The sequence below is a fragment of the Prosthecomicrobium pneumaticum genome (assembly GCF_014199915.1).
Taxonomy (GTDB): domain Bacteria; phylum Pseudomonadota; class Alphaproteobacteria; order Rhizobiales; family Kaistiaceae; genus Prosthecomicrobium; species Prosthecomicrobium pneumaticum.
In genome coordinates this window covers 1-21,624 of sequence record NZ_JACHOO010000004.1, presented here as the reverse complement: position 1 = coordinate 21,624, position 21,624 = coordinate 1, and the positions used below count along the sequence as shown (strand labels likewise).

Here is a 21,624-nt window from a genome sequence, read left to right as displayed (position 1 = left end):
GATGCCCGGAACGACGATCCGGGACGCGACCGAGGCGGACCTTCCCGCCATCCTGGCCATCTACAACGACGCGGTCTTGAACACGACGGCGATCTGGAACGACGATCCGGCCGATCTCGACAACCGCCGCGCCTGGTACGAGCAGCGCCGGGCGCTCGGCTATCCGGTGCTCGTCGCCGAGGATGAAGGCCGGGTGATCGGCTATGCGAGCTTCGGCGATTACCGGCCCTTCCAGGGCTATCGCTTCACGGTCGAGAACTCCGTCTATGTCGCGGCCGACGCCCGCGGCAAGGGTGCCGGCTCGCTGCTCCTCGGCGCGCTCGTCGAGGCCGGCATCGCCGCCGGCAAGCACGTGATGGTCGCCGGCATCGACGCCTCGAACGCGGTGTCGCTGCGCCTGCACGCGCGGCACGGCTTCGTCGAGACGGCGCGCATGCCCGAGCTCGGCTACAAGTTCGGCCGCTTCCTCGACCTCGTCTTCATGCAGCGCCGCCTCGCTTAAGCGTCCGGAGCGGCCTGCGCCCGCGCGGTGCGGCGGATGGTGCGCAGAAAGGCGAGGAGAAAGAAGGCGGCGTAGACGAGCACGATGGTCGGCGCCGGCGCGCTGTCGATGAAGAAGGCCGCGTAGACGCCGGTGAAGGCGCCCAGAACGGCGATCGCCACCGCCGCGACGAGCATCGCCGCGAAGGTCCGGGTGAGCAGGAAGGCGATCGCCCCCGGCGCGATCAGGAGCGCCACCGAGAGGATCAGGCCGACCGCCTGCAGCGCGCCGACGATCGTGAGCGAGATCAGGCCGAGCAGGCCGTAGTGGAGCAGGCCGACCCGCAGCCCGACGGCACGGGCCTGCGCCGGGTCGAAGGCGTGCAGCAGGAAGTCCCGCCATTTGAGGCCGATGACCGCGGCGACGAGAAGCGCGACCGCCGCCGCCTCGCCGACGGCACGCCAGGAAATGCCGAGCATGTCGCCGAACAGGATGTGGTCGAGATGGACGGTCGATTCGATCTTCACATAGAGGACGAGGCCGAGGCCGAACATGCCGGAGAAGACGACACCCATCGCGGTGTCGCGCTTGATCCGGCTGTTGTCGCCGAGAAAGCCGGTGGCGACCGCGCAGGCCATGCCGGCGACGAAGGCGCCGAGCGCATAGGGCAGGCCGATCATGTAGGCGAGGATCACGCCGGGGAAGACGGCGTGGCTGATCGCGTCGCCCATCAGCGACCAGCCCTTGAGGACGACGAAGCAGGAGAGGAGCGCCATCGGCACCGCGACGAGCACCGCGACGATCAGCGCCCGGACCATGAAATCGAACTGGAACGGCGCGAGGAGGGTCTCGATCATCGCGCGGCCTCGAGCGCCCGGGCGGCCCGCCGCCGGGCCGCGACGAGGCCGTGCTTGGGCGCCAGCAGGAAGGCGGCGAGGAAGAGCGCCGTCTGCAGCACGACGATGACGCCGCCGGTGGCGCCGTCGAGGAAATAGCTCGCATAGGCCCCGACGAAGCTCGTCCCGGCGCCGATCGCCACCGCGATGGCGAGGAGGCGCGGGAAGCGGTCGGTGAGGAGATAGGCGGTCGCCCCCGGCGTGACGACGAGGCAGATGACGAGGAAAGCGCCGACCGTCTGCAGCGCCGCCACCGTCGAGGCGGAGAGGAGGGTGAAGAAGACCACCCGCAGCAGGCCGGGGCGGAGCCCGATCGAGCGCGCATGGTTCTCGTCGAAGAACACCACCATCAGGTCCTTCCACTTGGCGAGCAGCACCGCGAGCGAGACGAAGCCGATGAGGGCGAGCTGCAGCGTGTCCTCGGGCGTGATCGCGAGGATGTTGCCGAGCACGATGGTGCGGATGTCGACCGCCATCGGCGACAGCGACGCCATGAAGAGGCCGAGCCCGAAAAAGGACGAGAAGATCAGGCCGATGATCGCATCCTCGCGCAGCCGGGTCCGCTGGTTGAGGAAGAGCATCGCCGCGGCCGCGAGACCGCCCGAGAAGAAGGCGCCGAGCGCGAAGGGCAGGCCGAGCATGTAGGCGCCGGCGACGCCGGGCACGATCGCGTGCGAGAGCGCGTCGCCGATCAGCGACCAGCCCTTCAGCATCAGATAGCAGGAGAGGAAGGCGCAGACGGCCCCGACGAGCGCCGAGACCCACATCGCGTTCACCATGTAGTCATAGCCGAACGGCTCGGCGAGCAGGCTCATCGATCCGGCTCCCGCGCCTGCGGCGTCATCGCGCCTTCTTCGCCGTAGAAGACGAGCGGCCGCTCGTCGTCGGTGACGACGGCGACCCGCCGCCTGTCGTCGTCGGCGTGGAGACCGGCGCCGCCGAACACGAAATGGCGCAGCGCGCCGCCGAACGTCCTCTCGAGATTGGCCGGGGTGAAGGTCTCCGCCGTCGGCCCATGGGCGAGCACGGTGTTCCGCAGAAGCACGACACGGTCGCAGAATTCCGGCACCGAGCCGAGATTGTGGGTCGAGACGAGCATCACCCGCCCCTCCTCGCGCAGCGCCTCGAGGAGGGCGACGATCTGCTCCTCGGTGGTGACGTCGACGCCGGTGAAGGGCTCGTCGAGCAGGATGACGCGGCCGTCCTGCGCGAGGGCGCGGGCGAGGAAGACCCGCTTCTTCTGCCCGCCCGACAATTCGCCGATCTGGCGCTTGCGGTATTCGGTCATGCCGACGCGGGCGAGCGCGTCGGCGACCGCCGCGCGGTCGGCCGCCTTCGGGATGCGCAGCGGCCCCATATGGCCGTAGCGCCCCATCATCACGACGTCCTCGACGAGAACGGGAAAGTTCCAGTCGACCTCCTCCGCCTGCGGCACATAGGCGACGAGGCTGCGGCGGAGCGCCTCCTCGACCGGCATGCCGAGCACCCTGATCGAACCGCGGGCGAGCCGGACGAAGCCCATGATGGCCTTGAAGAGCGTCGACTTGCCCGAGCCGTTGACGCCGACGAGCGCGGTGATCGTGCCGCGCGGGATCGCGAAGGTCGCATCGCGCAGCGCCGTGTGGCCGTTGCGGTAGGTGACCGTCGCCCCCTCGACGAAAAGTCCGGCGCCGGCCGCTTCCGACCCTGCCGCCGAGGCGGCACCGGCGGGTCCCGGCCTCATCGGGCGAGCCCTTTCGCGAGACCGTCGGCGATCGTCGCGGCGGTGACACTGAGGAGAGCGAGATAGCTCGGCACCGGGCCGTCCGGCTCGCTCAGCGAATCGACATAGAGCACGCCGCCATAGAGCGCCCCGGTCTCGCGCGCCACCTGCCGAGCCGGCTTGTCCGACACCGTGCTCTCGCTGAAGACGGTCGGAATCCCGTTCGCCGTAACGGCGTCGATCACCCTGCGGACCTGCTGCGGCGTCCCTTGCTGGTCGGCGTTGATCGGCCAGAGAAAGAGCTCCTTCAGCCCGAAATCGCGCGCCAGATAGGAGAAGGCCCCCTCGCTCGTGACGAGCCAGCGCTTGTCGGGCGGGATGCGCTCGAGCGCCGCGCGGATCGGCGCGACGGCCGCTTCGATCTCCGCCTTGTAGGCGGCGGCGTTCGCCTCATAGGTGGCCGCGTTGGCGGGGTCGTATTGCACGAAGGCGTCGCGGATGGCGTCGACATAGAGGAGCGCATTCTCCGGCGACATCCAGGCGTGCGGGTTCGGCTTGCCGCTATAGGGGCCTTCCGCGATACCGATCGGTACAATGCGGTCGGTGACGACGACGCCCGGCACGTCGGAGAGGTTCTCGAAGAAGCGTTCGAACCAGAGTTCGAGGTTCAGCCCGTTCCAGAGGATCAGCTGCGCCCCTTGCGCCCGGCGGATGTCGCCCGGCGTCGGCTGGTAGTTGTGGATCTCGGCGCCGGGCCGGGTGATCGACTCGACCACCGCGGCGTCGCCCGCGACGTTGCGCGCCATGTCGGCGATCACGGTGAAAGTGGTCACCGCCTTGAACTTCTCCGCGGCGCCGGCCGGCAGCGCGGTGGCGAGGAGGGCGAGGAGCACACCCATCGCCCCGACGCCCGACGCCCTTCTTCCGGTCCATCCCATACGATCCCTCCCGTCGTGCCCTCCGGCGGACGTCCGATGACGTGCCGACCATGCAATTGCGAATGAGTTGCAATACAGAAATATAGAGACGATCGGGCCGATGTCGAGAGGGGGCGCGCGCACCGGCATGAGATCGGGCACGGCAAGCCGTCCCCTCTCCCGCCTGCGGGACCATTGCGAAAGGACCGGATTGGTGATTCGCCTGGTCGATCGGAGGGTCGATCATGTCCGGTCAGTTGAGCTTTGCGGATCACGTGGTTTCTGGGTCTGGTTCGCGGCGGAAGGACCAGCTGGCGGAGATCGACGGGCTGATCGGGTGGGATGAGATCGCTGCGCTGTTGCGTCCGCCGCGGCGTGGGCGCTCGGCCGTCCGCCCTATCCACCGCTCGCGATGTTCAAGGCGCTGCTGCTGCAGCGCTGGTATGGTCTCTCGGACGAGGCGCTCGAGGACGCACTGTGCGACCGGCTTTCGTTCCGGCGCTTCGTCGGTCTCAGCGCCGGTCGCCGCCCAGCGCCTTCGGGCTCGGAGCCCCTTGTTCGCGTTCCCTCGCCCGCCAACGGCTCACGCTGGCCGCACTCACCCCGAAGCGCCCCGCAGCCTCGCGGTGACTGGCACCCGCCGCAACCGCCGCCAAAACCCGGACCCGAAGGTCGACAGACAGGGCTTTCGACATATCCGCCGGCCTCCCTCCGGCAGACAGTCTGAATCAGCTGACAGCCGATTCGGGATCCCCTCGCGATTCCGTCAGATCGGGTCTTGCACTAACTCTGCACAGGCCCTCCACATTCCCTCGATCTCTGGGCGGTAGGTAGCTTCCCGAAAGGAGGCCCTCAATGATCGCCCGGAATTTCATCATGGTCTGTACGGTCGTCGCTGTCTTCGCGGTCCTGATTTCCAACCTCGTCAACAATCATCACAAATATGGCGGCGTCACACGCTTGGACGAAAACTCCCGGCTGCGTTGACGCCGGATGTTGCTCCCCGGTTTGCCGAACCGCCGGCGCTACCGTGCGCGGGGCACGGCTGAGGCTCCGAAGCCCATCTCGAAGAGTGCGCCGCCGCCCGGCGCGGTCCGGTACCGAAGGCTTCCACCGTGGGCTTCCATGATCGCGCGCACGACGGAGAGACCGAGCCCGTTTCCTCCCGTTTCCTTCGCACGGTCGGGATCGCCGCGTACGAACGGCTCGAATGCCCGCCCGGCGAGGTTGCGGTCGATGCCGGGTCCTTCGTCGGAGATGGCGAGCACGGCCGTCCCATCCACTGCCTTCAGGCTTATTGTGATCGCGCCGCGAATGGCGTGGCGACGCGCATTCGAGATCAGGGCGAGAACCGCCTGACGCACGCGAGTCGCATCCGCGTCGACGACGATGTCGTCGAGTTCGAGCGTCAGATGGAAGCCGTCGGAAGCGAGATCGGGCGCCATCAGCTCGGCGAGTTCCTCGAGCTCCCGATCGAGACGGGTCGGCACGATCCGAAGGTCAAGATGCCCACTATCGGCAAGTGTCACTGTTCGCAGGTCCTCGACCAGCCGCGCCAGGCCGTCGACCTGCAGTATGAGCCGGCGCAGCGTGCGCTCGTCCGGCTCGAACACGCCGTCGATGATCCCCTGGAGCCGCCCCTTGAGGATGGTCAGCGGCGTGCGCAATTCATGTGCGATCGTCGCATTCCACAGTGCCATATCGGCCGCCATGTCCTGCAGCCGTTGCGCCATCGTGTTGAAATCGCCGACGAGCGAGGCCGTTTCGCCCAGCGCCTTGTCGCTTGCCGCAGCCCGGGCCGACAGGTCGCCGGCGGCGATCTGACGAGCGCTCCGGGCGAGTGATTCCAGCGGATCGAGGATGCGGCGGGCAAGGCGCAGCGCCACCAGAGCGGCGATCGGGAGCGTGCCGAGGATCAAGGCGGCGAAGATCACCAGGTCGAGAGAGGTCAGCCATTCATCCGTCTCCGGCAGTGGGTAGACGGCGACGATGGCCGAGTAGACGAGGTAGGATCCGAAAAACACCAGCACACCAGCCAGAATCGTGATCGCCGACATGGCGATGAGTATCTGGCGGCTCAGTCCCGCGCGCGTTTCCATCTTCACGTCGACAATCTGTAGCCGATGCCGCGAACGCCGGGCAGGAGCCCGTGTGCTCCTGCTTGTTCGAGCTTCTTCCGCAGCTTGCTGAGATGGCTATCTACGGTCCGGTCGAGGGCGTCCGATCCGGGGAGGCAAGCATCGACGAGCTCGCTGCGCGTAAACACCTTGCCGGGGTTGCGCGCCATGTGGGCAAGGATGCGAAACTCGGTGAGGGTCAGGGCCAGCGGCTTAGCCTCGCTGCCGGTCCCCAAGCTCGCCTGATAGCCGTCGAGATCGATGGAGAGATCGCCCACACGCAGAACGCCGCCGGCCGTCGCCAGCCCCGAGCGCCGGAGCACGGCCTTGGCGCGCGCCACCACCTCGATGGGGTTGAACGGCTTGACGACGTAATCGTCGGCGCCGATGCGCAGACCCTGAAGGCGGTCGATGTCCTTGTCGAGCGCTGTGATCATGATGGCTGGGGTGGTGCCGCGCCGGCGCAGTTCCGCGAGGACCTCCCAGCCGTCCAGGCGCGGCATGGTCACGTCCAGCAGGACGAGGTCGGGTTTCAAGGCGAGGTGCAGATCGAGCGCGGCGCGGCCGTCGCGGGCAAGCACGGTCCTGAACCCTTCCCGCTGGAGATAGGCGTCCAGTATGGAGGCGATCTCGTCGTCGTCTTCGGCAATCAGGACAAGGGCAGCCATGGCGTTCTCCAGCCCGAGGGATGCCATCCGCAGCGACGGCCGTCGAGAGCTCCGGCCTCTCGTCCATCAAACCTCCACAAAACCTACACGGTGCGCCAACGGTCGAGGTTGATATGAGCCTCGTCGCCTTCGCGCGATCGATGGTCTTGAAGGACGTCCGATGATACTTGCCAGCAGCCACTTCACCCGCGCAGTTCTCGGCACTGCCTTGCTGGCTCTCGCAGCCTGTTCCGACAATGCGCAGGAGGCAACGCCCCAGGCTGCAGGCGCGCAGGAACAGACCGAAACGACAGAGGCCCGCGTCGCGACCCTGACCGTGCGGCCGCGCCGTGTCGTCGTCTATGACGAGTTGCCCGGCCGCGTTGCCGCGTTGCGCACCGCCGAGATACGTCCGCAGGTCAGCGGGATCGTCCGCAAGGTGCTCTTCAAGGAGGGCTCGGAGGTCTCTGCCGAGCAGCCTCTGTTCGAGATCGATCCCGCGCCATTCGCCGCCGACGTCGAGGCCGCGTCGGCGGTGCTGGCGCGCGCCGAGGCAGACGAGCTCAATGCCTCCCTCAAGCACGATCGTATCAAGGCCCTGGCCGAAAGCCGGACCGCGACCGCCGCCGCGCTGGGAGATGCGAAGGCGGCGCTCGCGCAATCACGCGCGAGTGTGGCGGAGGCGCGGGCAAACCTGACCCGGCGCAAGCTCGAGCTGGCGCATGCCACCGTCACCAGCCCGATCGCCGGCCGGATCGGACAGGCCCTCATCACCGAAGGCGGGCTCGCCACCGCAGGGGCCACCAACCCCATGGCGGTCGTCCAGCAGCTGGATCGCCTCTTCCTCGATGTCCGCCAGCCGTCGATGCGCCGCGAGATGCTGGAAGAGGCCGTCGCGAACGGACAGGGGGACGAGGCGGGCAGGATGCCCGTCGACATTCTGACCATCACGGGCAAGCCCTACGAGTATCAGGGCACCATCCGTTTCTCCGACAGCGCCGTCGATCCGGGAACAGGCAGCATCACGATCCGTGTCGAGGTGCCGAACCCTTATGATCAACTGCTGCCCGGCATGTACCTTCGCGCGAGGCTCCCCCGCTCGGTGCATCCCAACGCCCTGACGGTGCCGCAGGAAGCCGTCGTGCGTGACAGCTCCGGCCGGCCGCAGCTGATGGTCGTCGGGGCCGACAGGACGGCATCGCGCCGCAATGTCGAACTGGGTCCGCTGGTCGAGCGGCAATACGTGATTCTGTCCGGCATCGGCGCGGGCGACGAGATCGTGGTCCGTGGTCAGGATCGCGCGACGGACGGAACGAGGCTCCAGACGGTGGCGTACCAGCCGGCCGTTGGGACGGACGCAAAGTAGAGCACGCATCCATGCCCCAATTCTTCATCGACCGCCCCGTCTTCGCCTGGGTCATCGCCATCTTCATCGCGCTCGCCGGCATCGTCGCGATCCCGCAGCTGCCCGTTTCTCGCTTCCCCGTGATCGCGCCGCCCAGCGTCAGCATCAATGCGAGCTATGTCGGCGCGAGCGCGCAGACCGTCACCGACAGCGTGACTGCCCCGATCGAGCGCGAGCTGTCGGCAGTCAAGAACGTCCTCTACTTCGAATCCTCGGCAGACGCCTCGGGGAATGCCAGCATCACGGTGACCTTCAAGCCGGGGACCGACCCTGAGCTTGCTCAGGTCGACGTGCAGAACCGTCTGAAGTCGGTCGAGTCGCGACTGCCGGAACAGGTGCGTCGCGGTGGCCTGTCGGTGGAAGCCGCATCCTCCGGCTTCCTCATGATCGTCTCGCTGCGGTCGGCCGACGGCGCGGTCGATCCTCTGGCCCTCGACGACTATCTCGCCCGCAGCCTCGCGCCGGAGCTGAAGCGCGTGCCAGGCGTCGGCCGTGTGCAGTCGTTCGGCTCGGAGGCCGCGATGCGGGTCGGGGTCGATCCCGCTCTGCTGACCTCCTACTCGCTGTCCATGGCCGAGATCATCCAGGCCATCCAGACGCAGAACATCCAGGTGGCTCCGGGACGACTCGGCGAGGAGCCGGCTCTCCCCGGACAGAGGATCAGCGTGCCGCTCAGCGTCAGCGGTCAGCTCGAGACGCCGGAGCAGTTCGCAGCGGTGGTGCTGCGCTCAAATCCGGACGGTTCGAAGTTGACGCTGGGCGATGTCTCCCGGATCGAGGTCGGAGCCCAGTCCTCCGGCTTCTCGATCTTCGATGGCGGCGAGCAGGCGACCGCGGCAGCGATCCAGCTCGCACCGGGTGCCAATGCGGTCAGCACGTCCGAGGGTGTACGCGCCCGGCTGGCCGAGCTGGCGTCCTCGATGCCGTCCGGCGTCACCTACGCCGTTTCCTACGACACTGCGCCCTTCGTGAAGGTTTCCATCACCAAGGTCGTCCAGACCCTGGTCGAGGCGATGGTGCTGGTGTTCCTCATCATGCTGCTCTTCCTTCAGAACATCCGCTATACGCTGATTCCGGCGATCATCGCTCCGATCACACTGCTCGGCACCTTTGCGGTGATGTGGATGATCGGCTACTCGATCAATGCGTTGACGATGTTCGGCATGGTGCTCGCCATCGGGATCATCGTGGACGACGCGATCGTCGTCGTGGAGAACGTCGAGCGGCTGATGGCGACCGAGGGGCTCTCGCCACGGGAGGCCACGCGCCGCGCCATGCGCGAAATCACGGGCGCCGTCATCGGCATCACGCTGGTGCTGACCGCGGTGTTCCTGCCGATGGGCCTGGCGACGGGCTCGGTCGGCGCGATCTACCGCCAGTTCACGGTCTCGCTGGCGGTCTCGATCCTGTTCTCCGCCTTCCTCGCGCTCAGCCTGACACCTGCGCTCTGCGCCACGATCCTGAAGCCGGTCGCGCCGCATCGCGAGCGGAAAGGGCTCTTCGCATCCTTCAACCGGGGCTTCGACCGGCTGACGGGCCGCTATACGGCTTGGGTCGGTGCACTGGTGAAACGAGGCGCTCGGGTCATGCTCGTGTACGCAGCGATCGTCGGCGCGCTGGCCTTCGGCTCCAGTTCGCTGCCCACCGCCTTCGTGCCGGACGAAGACCAGGGAACGTTCATGACCTCGTTTACACTTCCGGCCGACGCGACAGCCGAGCGCACCCGCGCGATCGTGGAGAGCTTCGACCGCCATGTCGCGTCGCGTCCCGACATCGAGAACAACCTGTCCATCATGGGCTTCGGCTTCTCCGGATCGGGCGCGAACACCGCCATGGCGTTCACGACGTTGCGCGACTGGAGCGAGCGGACCGGCAGCACCGACGCCGAAGTAGAGGCTGCGACCGTGGCGATGCAGGACACGACGGAGGGCGAAATCCTCGTCATGAAGCCGCCGGCCATCGAGGAACTCGGCACCACGTCCGGCTTTGCGATGCGCCTGATCGATCGCGGCAGCAACGGGGCCGAGGCGCTGCAGAAGGCCGCCGACGAACTCGTCAGGCTGGCGGGGGGCAGCAAGCTCCTGCAGAACGTCCGCGTCGACGGGCTCCCGGGCGGCCCGAGCGTTCGCCTTCATGTCGACCGTGCCAAGGCCGGGGCGCTGGGCGTCGGCTTCTCGACGATCAGCGACACGCTGGCCGCCGCGATGGGCTCGACCTACATCAACGACTTCCCGCGTGCGGGGCGGCTTCAGCAGGTCATCATACAGGCCGAAGCCAAGGATCGCATGCAGGTCGAAGACGTACTCGAGCTTCATGTGCGCAACGACAGGGGCGGCATGGTTCCGCTGGCTGAAGTGGTCACGCCGGACTGGTCGGTCAGTCCTCTCCAGCTCAACCGCTACAACGGCTATCCCTCGCTGAGCCTATCCGGCGCTGCCGCCTCGGGCGTGTCGAGTGGTGCTGCGATGACCGAGATCGAGCGCCTGGCCTCGAAGTTGCCGGGCGGTTATGGCGTCGAATGGACGGGGCAGTCGTTCCAGGAGCGCCAGGCCGGCACGCAGGCGCCGATCCTGGTCGCCTTCTCCTTCCTGGTGGTGTTCCTGGTACTGGCGGCGCTTTACGAGAGCTGGGCCATTCCGCTGTCCGTCATGCTCGTCGTGCCGCTCGGTATCATCGGGGCGGTCCTTGCCGTCCACCTGCGCGGTCTCGACAACGACGTGTTCTTCAAGGTCGGCCTCATCACGCTGATCGGCCTGTCGGCCAAGAACGCGGTACTGATCGTGGAGTTCGCGCGCAAGCTCCACACTGAAGGCAGGAGCCTGCGCGACGCCGCCGTCGAGGCGTCGCGCCTGCGCCTGCGGCCGATCGTGATGACCTCGCTCGCCTTCACGCTCGGCATCGTGCCTCTGGTCATCGCCAAGGGTCCGAGCTCGGAGATGCAGAACGCGCTGGGTACAGGGCTCTTCGGCGGCATGATTTCGGCCACGGTCCTCGCGGTGCTCTTCGTGCCGGTCTTCTTCACGCTCATCATGCGGCTGGCGGAATGGAAGACGAAGCGAACGGCCGAGACGGTTACCACGTGAAAGCGTGCTCGAGCCCCGACCTACCCCTCACGGGATCCTTCCCCTGCCATCTTCGACATCTGTTCTGGAGAAAAGCCATGAAAGCCGCCCCCACAGCGGGCCACGTGACGCTGGACAGGGTGACCGAGGCAGACCTGCCGCGCTTCCGAAGGGATCTTCAGGACGCTTTCGCGGTCGCCGTCACGGAAACCTTCGGGTCGGTCGATGATGGGCCCATTCCGTCCGACGACGACGTGGCGGCCTCCCTGGCGGCGCCGAACGCCGTCGTTCACCGCATTCTCGAAGACGGCCGATGGGTCGGCGGCGCCGTGGTGTCGATCGACACCGAGACGCAGGGCAACGCGCTCGACTTCTTCTTCGTGCGCGCAGACCAACTTGGCCGCGGCATCGGGCGCAAAGCCTGGGCCGCCATCGAGGCGGCGTATCCGGATACGCAGGTCTGGATCACCCACACGCCCTACTTCGAGAAGCGCAACATTCATTTCTACGTCAACGTCTGCGGCTTCCACATCGTGGAATACCACCACGCCGGCCACCCCGATCCGCACGGCCCACCCGAGCCCCACCTGCCGGGCGACGATGGCATGTTCCGGTTCGAGAAGCGCTTTCCGTGATATCTTGTCGCCCTCGTTCAGCCCTCTGCGACCGGCGGAGCGAGCCTGGATTGCCGTTGAGCAACCATCACCGGACAGCTTCTTGCCAAGCCTCGCCGCATTGCCGTCGATACGACTGCTTCCGCGCGATGCAGAGAAGGACTCCTCAGCGACGGTGCGGGCACATTCCGAGCATATCGGCCTGCTCTTATTCTTGTGGCACTTCGACCTGGAGCGATTCGAACTTTCCTACCGCCACGCACACCGTCTTCTGGGCTTCTTCACACGCGGGCTATCTCCCACTCCTGGCACGGGAGTAGTCGCGGCGGCTGTAGCGTACCGTGGAGGGTCATCGGCGGTATTTGGCGCGCCGCGCCGGGTGAAGATGAGAACTACGTCTACGCTATAGCCCTCCTTTAAGACGAGGTCGGCCCAGCACGCCCCGCTAACCGATCCAAAGTCATTTCTCCCGTTGACCCCAACATAGCCTCAGGGCTATATGCATGGATGCGCCGATGGCGGAATCAATTCGTGGTCGATCACGATTGAAAGGCATTGACTTGTACCGTCAATTTTTATCGAGGAAGGACAAGTAGGATGGGCCGGAGCCTCGACGACATCATCGCCGCCCGTCTTCCTGACGAGCAGGTCGCGATCGAAGCGCACCGTGACGCATCGAAGCAGCACGTTGAGGGCTTGCGCGAGCTGCGCCAGATCGCGGGAAAGGCGCAGGCGGACATCGCCTCTGCCCTCAACATCACCCAGCCCTCGGTCTCGAAGATCGAGAAGCAGACCGACATGCATCTGTCCACGCTACGCAATTATGTGGAAGCGGTCGGCGGTGAGCTGGAGCTGACCGTGAAGCTGCCGAAAAGGCCGGCGTTGCGGATCCATCATCTGGGTGATCTTGCGCCCGTCGGAGTAGTGCCAGCCCAGAAGAAGAGCGGTGATCCATCGCCAAGGCGGCGTCATGGATGAGCTGCAACGATCCATCTACGTCGACCGCTTCCGTCTGGCGTTTCATACGAAGAGAGGCACAGCCTTTCAGGACTGGTTCGTGCTTCTGGCGGGCCACGCTTTCGGCCCCGATTTCGAGGAAGTCCGCCCCTATGGTCCCTATGGGGACTTGAAATGCGACGGCCGCCGGATCAGCTCCGGCTCCGTGTTCCAGTGCTACGCACCGGATGCCATGAAGGAAGCCGACCTCATCGCCAAGGTCGATGCAGACTTCCACGGTGCTCGCGCGCATTGGGCCGGCAACATGCAGGAGTGGGTGTTCGTCCATAATGACGGGCGCGGACTTCCACCAAACGCGGTTCAACATCTCGACGGGCTTCGCCAGGCCCATGCGCCCCTTCAGATCGCAACTTGGTCCGAGCCGGAACTGCTCGATCTCGCGATGAAGCTCGATCTGTCGGCGCTTCAAGCGCTCTTCGGTCCCGCTGCGTCAATCGCGATCGTGGACCGTCTCGTCATGTCCGATCTGGTGCCGATCATCGAGGCGCTCCAGCGGCAGGAACCCAGCCCGATTGATCCACCTTTGACGCCACCGTCACCGGAAAAGCTCGAAAAGAACGCCCTGTCGGAGGAATCTGGCCTTTTCCTGCGTATCGGCCGTCGGAAGTCTGCGCTCGTAGACACCTTTTTTCGCAAAAGCCCGCGTCCCGATTTAGGCGAGCGCATCGCCGAGGCGTTTCGGCTGCGCTATGCCGAGTTGAAGGCTTTCGACCTTCCGGCCGATACGATCTTCAAGCATCTTCAGGATTACGCGGGCTTCAACGGCGAGCCGATGAGGCAAGGCGCGGCGCTGGCGGTACTCGCCTATTTTTTCGATAGCTGCGACATCTTCGAAGACCCGATCATCATTGCTGTGGAGGCGTCATGATCCTCCCGACGAAACACGTCCGTCCCGATCGCGCGCTCATCGGCGTCGGCGCCGAAGTTCTCGATATCCTGAAGCGGCCGATGACCATGTCGCGACTGTGGGACGAGATGCGCGGTCGCCGCTCGCTCCATGCGCCCAACGCCCCGATCGACTACCAGTGGTTCATCCTGTCGCTCGACCTGCTCTTCACGATCGGAGCGGTTGATTTCGACCGCGGCCTAGTGCGGAGGGTTCAGCCATGATCCGCCGCTTCGGTAGCGACCTTGCATCGTTTAAGACGCTGATCTTCAAGCCCGGCCTGAACATTTTACTGGCCGACAAGAGCGAAGGTGCGAACGATCGCCAATCGAGAAATGGCGCCGGCAAGACCAGCTTCATCGAACTGGTCCATTTCCTGTTCGGCGCCGACGCCCGCAAGGACAGCATATTCCGTTCCGACGCGCTGACGGCCTGGACGTTCGACATCGACGTCGATATCGCGGAAAATGCGATCTCGGCGGCGCGCAGCGGTGCCAAGCCGAGCCGGATCGTGGTCAACGGCCCGGTCGAGAACTGGCCGATCCCGCCACAGTTCGACAGCCGCGCGGGGCTGTTCGAGCTGTCGAATGAGAACTGGAAGGCCAACCTCGGCCAGCTCTGGTTCGGCTTGCCGATTTCGGTCGGGGACGAAGCCGAGCGTTTCCAGCCGTCGTTCCGCTCGCTCTTCTCCTATTTCGTCCGCCGTCAGAACAGCGGCGGCTTCCAGCAGCCGATGCAGCATTCGGGGATGCAACAGGCATGGGATCAGCAGGTGTCAATCTGCTACCTGCTAGGCCTCGACTGGAGCATCCCCGGCCGCTTTCAGGAGCTGCGCGCGCAGGAGAAGGTGGCGCAGGAACTGCGCAAGGCCGCCCGCAGCGGCGACCTTGGCCGGTTCTTCGGCAAGGCGGCCGATCTCAGAACGAAGCTGACCATCGCCGAGGCGCGCGCCGCGCGGCTGCGTCAGCAGCTTGAGACCTTTGAGGTGGTGCCGGAATATAAGGCCCTTGAGCGAGAGGCGAACGAGATCACGCGCGAGATCGACGACATGAACGTCGAGAATGTGATCGACGGTGATCTCCTACAACAACTACGCGCTTCGCTCTCGGAGGAGGATGCGCCCGATCTCGGCGATGTCACAAAGCTCTATGCCGAGGCAGGCGTCGTCTTACCCGACATGGTACGGCGGCGTTTCGACGAAGTGGAGCGTTTCCATCGGACCATCATCGAGAACCGACGTGCGCATCTCAGTGCCGAGATCGCATCGGCCGAGGCCCGTGTTGCCGAGCGCGATCAGCGCACCGCAGAGCGCGACCGACGTCGGAGACAGATCATGGGCGTGCTACGTTCCGGCGGCGCGTTGGAGCACTACACCTCCCTACGCGAGGAAGCGGGCCGGGCTGAAGCCGAGGTGGAGGGGCTTCGACAACGCCTCGAAACCGCCGAGCGGATCGAGAGTACCAAGGCTGAACTCGACATTGAGCGCGCCAACCTGACCAAGGCGCTGCGCGACGACATCCACGAGCGGGCCGACATCATCCGCGAAGCTATCCTTTCATTCGAGTCGCTCTCAGAATCCCTTTATGAAAAAGCCGGCAGCCTGACGATTTCCGAGACCGGGAGCGGCCCCCAATTCGAGGTCCATATCGATGGGCAGCGAAGCAAAGGCATCACTAACATGCAGATCTTCTGCTTCGATCTCATGTTGACCGAAATCAGCCTGAAGAACGGCCGCGGCCCCGGCTTCCTGATCCATGACAGCCATCTGTTCGACGGCGTGGACGAGCGCCAGGTCGCCAAGGCGCTGCAACTCGGCGCTGAACGGGCCGAGGTGGCCGGATTTCAGTATGTCGTCACGATGAACTCCGACGCGCTGCCGCGCGAGGGCTTCAAGCCGGGCTTCGATATTCGCTCCCACGTCATGGAGACGAAGCTGACCGACGCCACCGATACCGGAGGACTGTTCGGCCTGCGGTTCGAGTAAATTATTGAGGCGCGAGCGGATTAGTCTAACCGCGAAAACCCTATAGCCTGCATTTTAATCCGGAAGTGCCTTCCTGCTCTGGGTGCTTACGCTTTTTCAGTAATGCGGTTGACGGTAACCGAGTCCGATTTCTTGGCGTTCGTCGCGTTGCACCAGACGCGGAGGAGACTATTGGTTGACGCAGAATGTGCTCTGCCTGGGCACCCTGCGTCTGATGACGCTTGCAACGGTGCCCAGGAAGGTATCTAAGGTCTCCATTTCTGCCTGCACCTGATAAAGCGGGCATCCCGATTCATCACTCAGATCGAAACCAATTCGACACGGTTTGCTAGTGCACTCAAGGCGATGATAACTGCCATTGTTAGATTTGGGAGCGATGCCGCGTGTTCCGAACCGTGACCAGTAGCTTTCGAAGGGGGCGCGGCCTTCCCAATACTTGAAGCTATCGCGTCGTGAAAAACGCTCGCAATCGCTACTACAAACAAGCTGCAATTCTGTTTGCAGGCTGTCGAGAATCGGCATGACAAAAAACTCGACAGCGGGATCGGGCATCGGCTCATCGCTGTCGGTTCGTAGCGTAATTCTGAAAATCTCACGGATCAGGTCAGGGTGGAAGTCGCGCAATGTCGATAGCAGAAGATAGGCGAGCGTCTTGATGATTGGCCCTTGGTCGCTCCCTGTCTTCATTACCCGTGCGTACAGGTAGATTAGGTTGAACATGCCATATTGAAACGTTTCCAATATGTCCTTCGCCGGACAAATCCCGAGCCAAGGCCGTTCGTCGATACTGCCGTGGGCGAATTCATTCGCGATCAGTGCAAAACGCTCCATCACGCCGAGTTGGAGTGTATCGCGCTCGCTCCAGATCCGTTTGATGCGCTCGATTGAACTGTACTCAATCAGGTTCCAAAAACGGTCGCGAATTGCCCGGAGATGACCAGCCGAACTTAGCCCGCCTTCGAACAACCGCAGCACCGTAGCAGGCTGCTGAGCCAACATACGCTCAAGAACGACCCGATCCCACAACAATATTCGAGGTCTAGGGAACCTATCCTGCCATTTCTCGACCCAGTCGCGCGTTGGGTTTGTGAAGGTCGTGTTGGTGGCGATGACGAGGCAATCGACAGAAGCATTCGCGACCACATTGTTACAAGACGTTTTTACCGCCTCCGTTTCGAGCGTGCCGGCCCGCCCTTTGCATTCCACCCACCATTGGCGCGGAACAATCTCTCCAGTCGCATCCGGGACATGGAAGCGCGCCTCAAGGTCGCGGCCGCTATCGGCAGCGCCGGCCCCCGCACTACCAACGCGCCACGTGAGGTCACGCGCGCCGATACCGTCTAAAAGCCAGAATAGGCACTCTTCAAGCGCATGACCCTTCAACTCGTCAAAGGGAATTTCGCTCGGGATGAGCCAAGACCTCTCTTCACCATTCTCTTCGTCCGCCAAGCCCGGTCCTCCCTATGCGACGGCTCTGCGCACTTCCACGCGTATCCTGTGAAGTGGCAACCACGAAGCCTCACAATTGCGGTAAGCCAAAAATTATTTCTTCTGGTTTGAACCAGCCATTCGCCAGAAGCTGATTTTTGACGCGCTCAGGGTTTTCAGCGTAGGCAACCAAGGCAAGGGATCGTTCCGCGCGGCTGCACGTGACGTAAAAAAGCCGACGCGTTGAAGCTGTCTGATTGTCTTCTGCTCCGCCGCCGAAGAGCTTATCGTATTTGAACAGGAAGCCGCGCGCTTCGTGGTCATCCATGATAACCATCACTCGTGGAAATTCGAGGCCCTTTACCCCCTGATGAGTATCGAAGCGGGCCTTGCCGCCCACGTATTTGGCGTAAGCTCGTACTTGTCGAAAGGGTACAGCCAGAAACGCCTCAATGCCTTTGTCGCGATCGGTCCGTTCTTCCTCTTCGTCCTCGTCGGTTACCTTAATGTTGGCACCAGCCAGCGCTACCTTGAGAAGGTCTGGTATTGTGAATAGTCCAGTTTCAGCGACGTTTCTGGCAACGTCGCGAAACGTCACCGCCGGGTTCCCATCAAGCAGCCCGACAAGCGCATCGACCCCGGCCTGTGCCTTCGCAAGTTGCTCAAACTGGTCCTCGGCGTCCTTTAACGCGCTCACGCTGGCTAGTGGTGATGCCGCGCGAATGACCCGCGCGACGCCAAACTTGTCATCTTTGGCGTCCCAAAGCGGAAGAATCAGGTTTAGGAAGAAATTGACTACCGGAAGTGACCCATCGAGGAGCGCAGTTCGAAACTGTGTAACCGGATATAGGGCCGCCAGTAGATCATCGAAGCCCATCCGAAGTGCCGCCATGCGGTGCTCCAGGATAAGGACCTTGACTGCATCCTCATTCAACCAATCGTCATCTGTGGTTAGACGCGCCATATGCGCGCAGATCGCTTGCTCTGCTGCGGCCTTATCCGTCCCTTCAGAGGGAAACACGAACATCCGGACGTGTCCTTCCTTAGCTGTGCTGCAAGGAATTTGGGCCTGCTTATCGGTGGCCTCGCGGACTTTGTTGATGAGTTCGATAACGCGCTGCGGGCATCGGAAGTTTAGCCTTTTTGTAGGCGTAGCCCAATCCGTCGGCAGGTTTTCGCCGAGACCCGGCTGGCCATCACCGTAGATGCGCTGCATCATATCTCCGAAAAGGCCGACGACGACTTCGTCCTTGTGCACGGCCTGGAAGGCAAACAGGGCTTCTAGGATATGTCGATTGGTGTCCTGGCTCTCATCGACCAAAATGTACGGATAGCCGTCGCGCAGAATCTGCCGCAGCGTTGGCTTGGTCTGCAAAAAGTCGCCAGCGAGTTTGAGCACTTCCGCGTGGTTGAGCGAGTCCCGTCCACGGTTGTCGCTGTCTGGGCTGTAGACGAATTTCTTAGTGGTATCGAGCCGAGCAAGGCGTCTTTGCTTGGAAGCGATATCGGCGAGGCGCTCCGCAGACGCCTTGGTGCCTGCGCGCCCCTTCGCCTCCTTTGCTTGCAGATCCAGAATGTCGTCGTTCAGCGTGACACGCAGCCACTCTCTGATATCGTGGTTGAACCCTTCGATTAGCGACCATGCGAAGCTGTGGATCGTCGAGACGGCAATGACAGGATCGAACTGCGTTCGGCGGATAATCTCATCGCGCGCCGCTTTCGTGTAGGTAATGACCGCGACCTTCTGGCCGCGCATTCTCAAACTCTTTCCCATCGTGCCGCGCAGATGATCGAGCGCGGCTACGAGCGAACGCGTCTTACCCGAGCCGGCTCCAGCAAATAGGAAGAAGCTCTTTGGTGCCTTGGGATCAAGATACTTCTTGATCTCCTCGTCTACGTGAAGATCGAGATCGTCATTCGTTATCGGGACCACCTCAGTCATGCTGCGCCAGCCTTCGGAGCAAGGTCCGCCTCCTTGCGCTCAAGCTGTTCTTTCAGCCAAAGGAGTCCGTGTTCGATATAGGCGGGGATGCAGAGCTTCTCGACATCATCGCTGAACAACAGTTCCAAGGCGAATTCGGCCTTGTCTCCATCGTCAATTGCGAGCGTCACCCTCCCTGCGAGGTCGGCGACATCCTTCGCATCGTCGGCGATCTTCTGGAACCTCCCAGCAAGGCCCGTGGCCGTCCTCCCCTTAAAGAAGTCGAAATTCCGATAAAATAGCGCATCCTCAAAGGTGTTCGCGTGAACGTCAACGTCAGTCGTTCCAATCCTTAATTTCGCGCTTGTTTGGTAGGCAGCACGCACGGCATATCCATTAGGATAGACTAGCGCCTTATCCTTCTCCTCAAGCTTCATGAGTGCATCTACTGACGTCTGCTTTGGTACCCAGGTCCGCAGTGTTTCATTACGGGCCTCAAGACCTTTGCCCAGCATCGGCTTCTCGATCTTGTTGGTATTGGGGTCCTTGGCGTCGAGATCAGTGATGATTAGTGTTGTAAGACCAAGCGTCTCCACGAGGCTTTTGAACCGATGCGCGTGGCTCCCGCCTACTTCGAGCCAGGTGGTGTAGCAACTCCGCAGGTACTCGAACTTATCGACCTGCTCGACGAAATGCGGCACCAGAACCCGCTCCGCGCTACCCTCGACAAATATGGCTGCGTCAGCGAAAAACAGATCGCAATGCGTAGCCTTGAGGTAGCGCGCGACGAACTTGGCCGTCTGATCGGGCTTACCGAACACTGACGAAAGATTGACCACGCACGCGGTTGGAGTTTTGCGCTTATCTGTAGGCGGAAGACGCCGAAAGTAGCGTAGCGCAGCAAAATCGCAGGCATGGGCGACGTGGCTGGAGTGCGTGCTCACGACGAGCTGCGTGCAGAAGTTGGCTGACTTCCCAAGCGTCGGATCGTTTCGCAAGACATCGTAAGCGTGCCTGATAAAGACCTGTTGCACCTGTGCATGAAGATAGGCTTCGGGCTCTTCCACCAACATAAGATGCAACGGTGGAGGAGGCTTGGCATCTTCGCCTGACGCCGCTGCTTTCCCCACGCGCATCCAGGCATCACGATAGCTCATCAGAGCAAAAACCATCGAAACAAGGTTCTGATAACCAAGCCCGTTGGAGTCTTCGGGCAGTCGATGCACGTGCCCACCTGCCGCAGCCGGAATTTCATACTGAACCGCCGAGTCGTGGCTCAAGCCGTCCTGCAATTTGAGCTTGGTTGCGATTTTGAGCTTCGGGTCAGAGATGCCTGGATAGCCAAGCTTTTGAAGCTCCTTCAGTGCCTTGTCGAACGACTCGGACAGCCTTTCATCGAAGGCTTTACGAGCTTTGTCCAGCGCTTCCATGGCCTTGATGTCGGATAGTTCCGGCGTGTCCTGCCAGTCGAGATGATTGTCGTAATATGAGCGCAGTTGCGTCGAGAGGCGGCGTCCACTCCTGGCTTCTGCGCCGGCTTCATCACGCTGGACGCGCGGCGTCGCAGGGGAGCCAAAGCCTCGCTGCGCGCTGATCTCGTCAATCTGAATGAGGCCATCAAGCGGATTTCCCTCAACGGGTTCCAACCCCTCTGGAAGGACCTGCATCTCAGCCAGACCATCCTTGGGGTCTACCAGTTTAGCAGGGTCCAATAGGTAGGCCTTCACCTTGAAAAAGGACCGCACACGCCGGTCAAGGAAGTCGACCAGGTTCAACGGCCAGAGTTCGAGTTGAGGCGCATCACCTTTCCCTTCCGCAGCCTTGATTGCGGCGGCTGTGGTGTTCGCGGCTTTCGTCCTAGCTGCGATGTACTCCTGCTGGAATTTGACCGGCTCATCGGGCTCGTACCGCAGCCGCACGCCGAGGAGGCCAGACTTCCAATCCAGAGTCGGGAGGAGCTTTTGCACGTAGTGCATCTCTCCCTTTCCGACCTGTAACCAGACGTCCAACTGTGGAAGAAAATTCAGGAGGTTCGGTATCGGAAGGGCTGCGTCGGACTTGATAGCAACCTCCCAAGCCTCTCCCTCGGCGTTCAGCGCCTGCCAGTGGGCAAGAGAGAAGTCATTGATCGTAAAGCTACGCGAATCGACAAGGAAACGGCGAAGCGCGGTCATCGCGGAAGTCTTGCCGCTATTGTTCGCGCCAACGAATACAGTCTTCTCAGGCGCGAATGCGATCCGAGCAGCCACAAGTTTTCGAAAATTTCCGATTTCAATTTGTGAGATGTGCATGTTGCCTCCCTCGCACATCTTAATGTTGAAGATTTGCGCAATCAACTAAAGGCAGCAATCACAATGTGCGTTTTGCAGATTTGGCGGTTTTGTACATCCTGATCCAGCCCTATTTCCGGCTCCCGCTTTGCTCCGGCCGGGCCGGCTGCTTGGGGGCGCTGTGGCCTGCTGCCGGTTTCGTGGACACCGAGATTGGGTGTTTCATGAAGCCGGAGGTGGCAGATGCAGCGACGGAAGTTTTCGCGGGAGTTCAAGG

At 63.1% G+C, this 21,624-nt stretch carries 19 protein-coding genes and 2 pseudogenes; 10 read left to right on the top strand and 11 right to left on the bottom strand.

All coding sequences use genetic code 11. The annotated features are described in order from the left end of the window. Position 1: 1 nt before the first annotated feature. A complete protein-coding gene (locus tag GGQ63_RS10435; protein WP_183856159.1) occupies positions 2 to 502 on the top strand; it encodes a GNAT family N-acetyltransferase in 501 nt (166 codons plus the stop codon). On the opposite strand, the gene GGQ63_RS10430 is transcribed toward GGQ63_RS10435, so the two are convergent. The 4 genes from GGQ63_RS10430 to GGQ63_RS10415 are packed head-to-tail and all read right to left on the bottom strand — an operon-like array spanning position 499 to position 3,978. Then, entirely contained in the window at positions 499 to 1,338 is an 840-nt protein-coding gene (locus tag GGQ63_RS10430) for a metal ABC transporter permease (RefSeq protein ID WP_183855489.1), read from the bottom strand. The two genes, GGQ63_RS10435 and GGQ63_RS10430, sit on opposite strands and share 4 nt — an antisense overlap. Beyond that, positions 1,335 to 2,192, bottom strand: coding sequence for a metal ABC transporter permease (locus tag GGQ63_RS10425; RefSeq protein WP_183855487.1), 858 nt, complete (start codon positions 2,190 to 2,192; stop codon positions 1,335 to 1,337). The genes GGQ63_RS10430 and GGQ63_RS10425 overlap by 4 nt, the downstream gene beginning before the upstream one ends. Beyond that, a complete protein-coding gene (locus tag GGQ63_RS10420) occupies positions 2,189 to 3,100 on the bottom strand; it encodes a manganese/iron ABC transporter ATP-binding protein (RefSeq protein ID WP_183855485.1) in 912 nt (303 codons plus the stop codon). Before GGQ63_RS10420 ends, GGQ63_RS10425 begins: the two co-directional genes overlap by 4 nt. Next, positions 3,097 to 3,978: a metal ABC transporter substrate-binding protein gene (locus tag GGQ63_RS10415; RefSeq protein ID WP_246429742.1), complete on the bottom strand. Its 882-nt coding sequence runs from the start codon at positions 3,976 to 3,978 to the stop codon at positions 3,097 to 3,099. Before GGQ63_RS10415 ends, GGQ63_RS10420 begins: the two co-directional genes overlap by 4 nt. A 403-nt stretch (positions 3,979 to 4,381) precedes the next feature. Here GGQ63_RS10415 and GGQ63_RS10410 point away from each other — a divergent pair. Further along, positions 4,382 to 4,513 (top strand): annotated as a pseudogene (locus GGQ63_RS10410) (transposase); the annotation flags it as partial. Here GGQ63_RS10410 and GGQ63_RS10405 read toward each other — a convergent pair. After that, positions 4,512 to 4,691 (bottom strand): annotated as a pseudogene (locus GGQ63_RS10405) (helix-turn-helix domain-containing protein); the annotation flags it as partial. The pseudogenes GGQ63_RS10410 and GGQ63_RS10405 sit on opposite strands and share 2 nt — an antisense overlap. A 160-nt stretch (positions 4,692 to 4,851) precedes the next feature. Between GGQ63_RS10405 and GGQ63_RS22220 the strand changes: the two are divergent. Continuing rightward, positions 4,852 to 4,983, top strand: a complete 132-nt coding sequence (locus GGQ63_RS22220; protein WP_281380137.1) for a hypothetical protein — start codon at positions 4,852 to 4,854, stop codon at positions 4,981 to 4,983. A 38-nt stretch (positions 4,984 to 5,021) separates the two neighbouring features. Here GGQ63_RS22220 and GGQ63_RS10400 read toward each other — a convergent pair whose 3' ends face one another. Both GGQ63_RS10400 and GGQ63_RS10395 read right to left on the bottom strand, forming a co-directional pair. Beyond that, the gene (locus GGQ63_RS10400) at positions 5,022 to 6,095 is read right to left on the bottom strand and encodes an ATP-binding protein (protein ID WP_183856156.1); all 1,074 of its coding nucleotides are present in this window, start codon (positions 6,093 to 6,095) and stop codon (positions 5,022 to 5,024) included. 2 nt (positions 6,096 to 6,097) lie between these two features. Then, complete coding sequence (locus tag GGQ63_RS10395) at positions 6,098 to 6,781, bottom strand: response regulator (protein ID WP_183855481.1); 684 nt, start codon at positions 6,779 to 6,781, stop codon at positions 6,098 to 6,100. 160 nt (positions 6,782 to 6,941) lie between these two features. On the opposite strand from GGQ63_RS10395, the gene GGQ63_RS10390 reads away from it, so the two are divergent. From GGQ63_RS10390 to GGQ63_RS10360, 7 genes are all read left to right on the top strand, one after another. After that, on the top strand, positions 6,942 to 8,126 hold the full coding sequence (locus tag GGQ63_RS10390; protein WP_183855479.1) for an efflux RND transporter periplasmic adaptor subunit: 1,185 nt from the start codon (positions 6,942 to 6,944) through the stop codon (positions 8,124 to 8,126). A gap of 11 nt (positions 8,127 to 8,137) precedes the next feature. After that, positions 8,138 to 11,248, top strand: coding sequence for a multidrug efflux RND transporter permease subunit (locus GGQ63_RS10385; protein ID WP_183855477.1), 3,111 nt, complete (start codon positions 8,138 to 8,140; stop codon positions 11,246 to 11,248). A 77-nt stretch (positions 11,249 to 11,325) separates the two neighbouring features. Then, positions 11,326 to 11,862, top strand: coding sequence for a GNAT family N-acetyltransferase (locus tag GGQ63_RS10380; protein WP_183855475.1), 537 nt, complete (start codon positions 11,326 to 11,328; stop codon positions 11,860 to 11,862). Positions 11,863 to 12,438: 576 nt separating this feature from the next. Then, on the top strand, positions 12,439 to 12,819 hold the full coding sequence (locus GGQ63_RS10375) for an XRE family transcriptional regulator (RefSeq protein ID WP_183855473.1): 381 nt from the start codon (positions 12,439 to 12,441) through the stop codon (positions 12,817 to 12,819). Further along, entirely contained in the window at positions 12,812 to 13,726 is a 915-nt protein-coding gene (locus tag GGQ63_RS10370) for an ABC-three component system protein (protein WP_183855471.1), read from the top strand. Before GGQ63_RS10375 ends, GGQ63_RS10370 begins: the two co-directional genes overlap by 8 nt. Continuing rightward, entirely contained in the window at positions 13,723 to 13,968 is a 246-nt protein-coding gene (locus tag GGQ63_RS10365; RefSeq protein ID WP_114076052.1) for an ABC-three component system middle component 6, read from the top strand. The genes GGQ63_RS10370 and GGQ63_RS10365 overlap by 4 nt, the downstream gene beginning before the upstream one ends. Next, on the top strand, positions 13,965 to 15,728 hold the full coding sequence (locus tag GGQ63_RS10360; protein WP_183855469.1) for an ABC-three component system protein: 1,764 nt from the start codon (positions 13,965 to 13,967) through the stop codon (positions 15,726 to 15,728). The genes GGQ63_RS10365 and GGQ63_RS10360 overlap by 4 nt, the downstream gene beginning before the upstream one ends. A 168-nt stretch (positions 15,729 to 15,896) precedes the next feature. On the opposite strand, the gene GGQ63_RS10355 is transcribed toward GGQ63_RS10360, so the two are convergent. From GGQ63_RS10355 to GGQ63_RS21845, 4 genes are all read right to left on the bottom strand, one after another. Further along, on the bottom strand, positions 15,897 to 17,177 hold the full coding sequence (locus GGQ63_RS10355; RefSeq protein WP_183855467.1) for a hypothetical protein: 1,281 nt from the start codon (positions 17,175 to 17,177) through the stop codon (positions 15,897 to 15,899). Between the two features lie 70 nt (positions 17,178 to 17,247). Continuing rightward, on the bottom strand, positions 17,248 to 19,098 hold the full coding sequence (locus GGQ63_RS10350) for a UvrD-helicase domain-containing protein (RefSeq protein WP_183855466.1): 1,851 nt from the start codon (positions 19,096 to 19,098) through the stop codon (positions 17,248 to 17,250). Next, positions 19,095 to 21,368, bottom strand: a complete 2,274-nt coding sequence (locus GGQ63_RS10345; RefSeq protein ID WP_183855465.1) for an AAA family ATPase — start codon at positions 21,366 to 21,368, stop codon at positions 19,095 to 19,097. The genes GGQ63_RS10350 and GGQ63_RS10345 overlap by 4 nt, the downstream gene beginning before the upstream one ends. A gap of 41 nt (positions 21,369 to 21,409) precedes the next feature. Next, the coding region (locus tag GGQ63_RS21845; protein WP_210308467.1) for a hypothetical protein at positions 21,410 to 21,624 on the bottom strand (215 nt) is incomplete at its 5' end.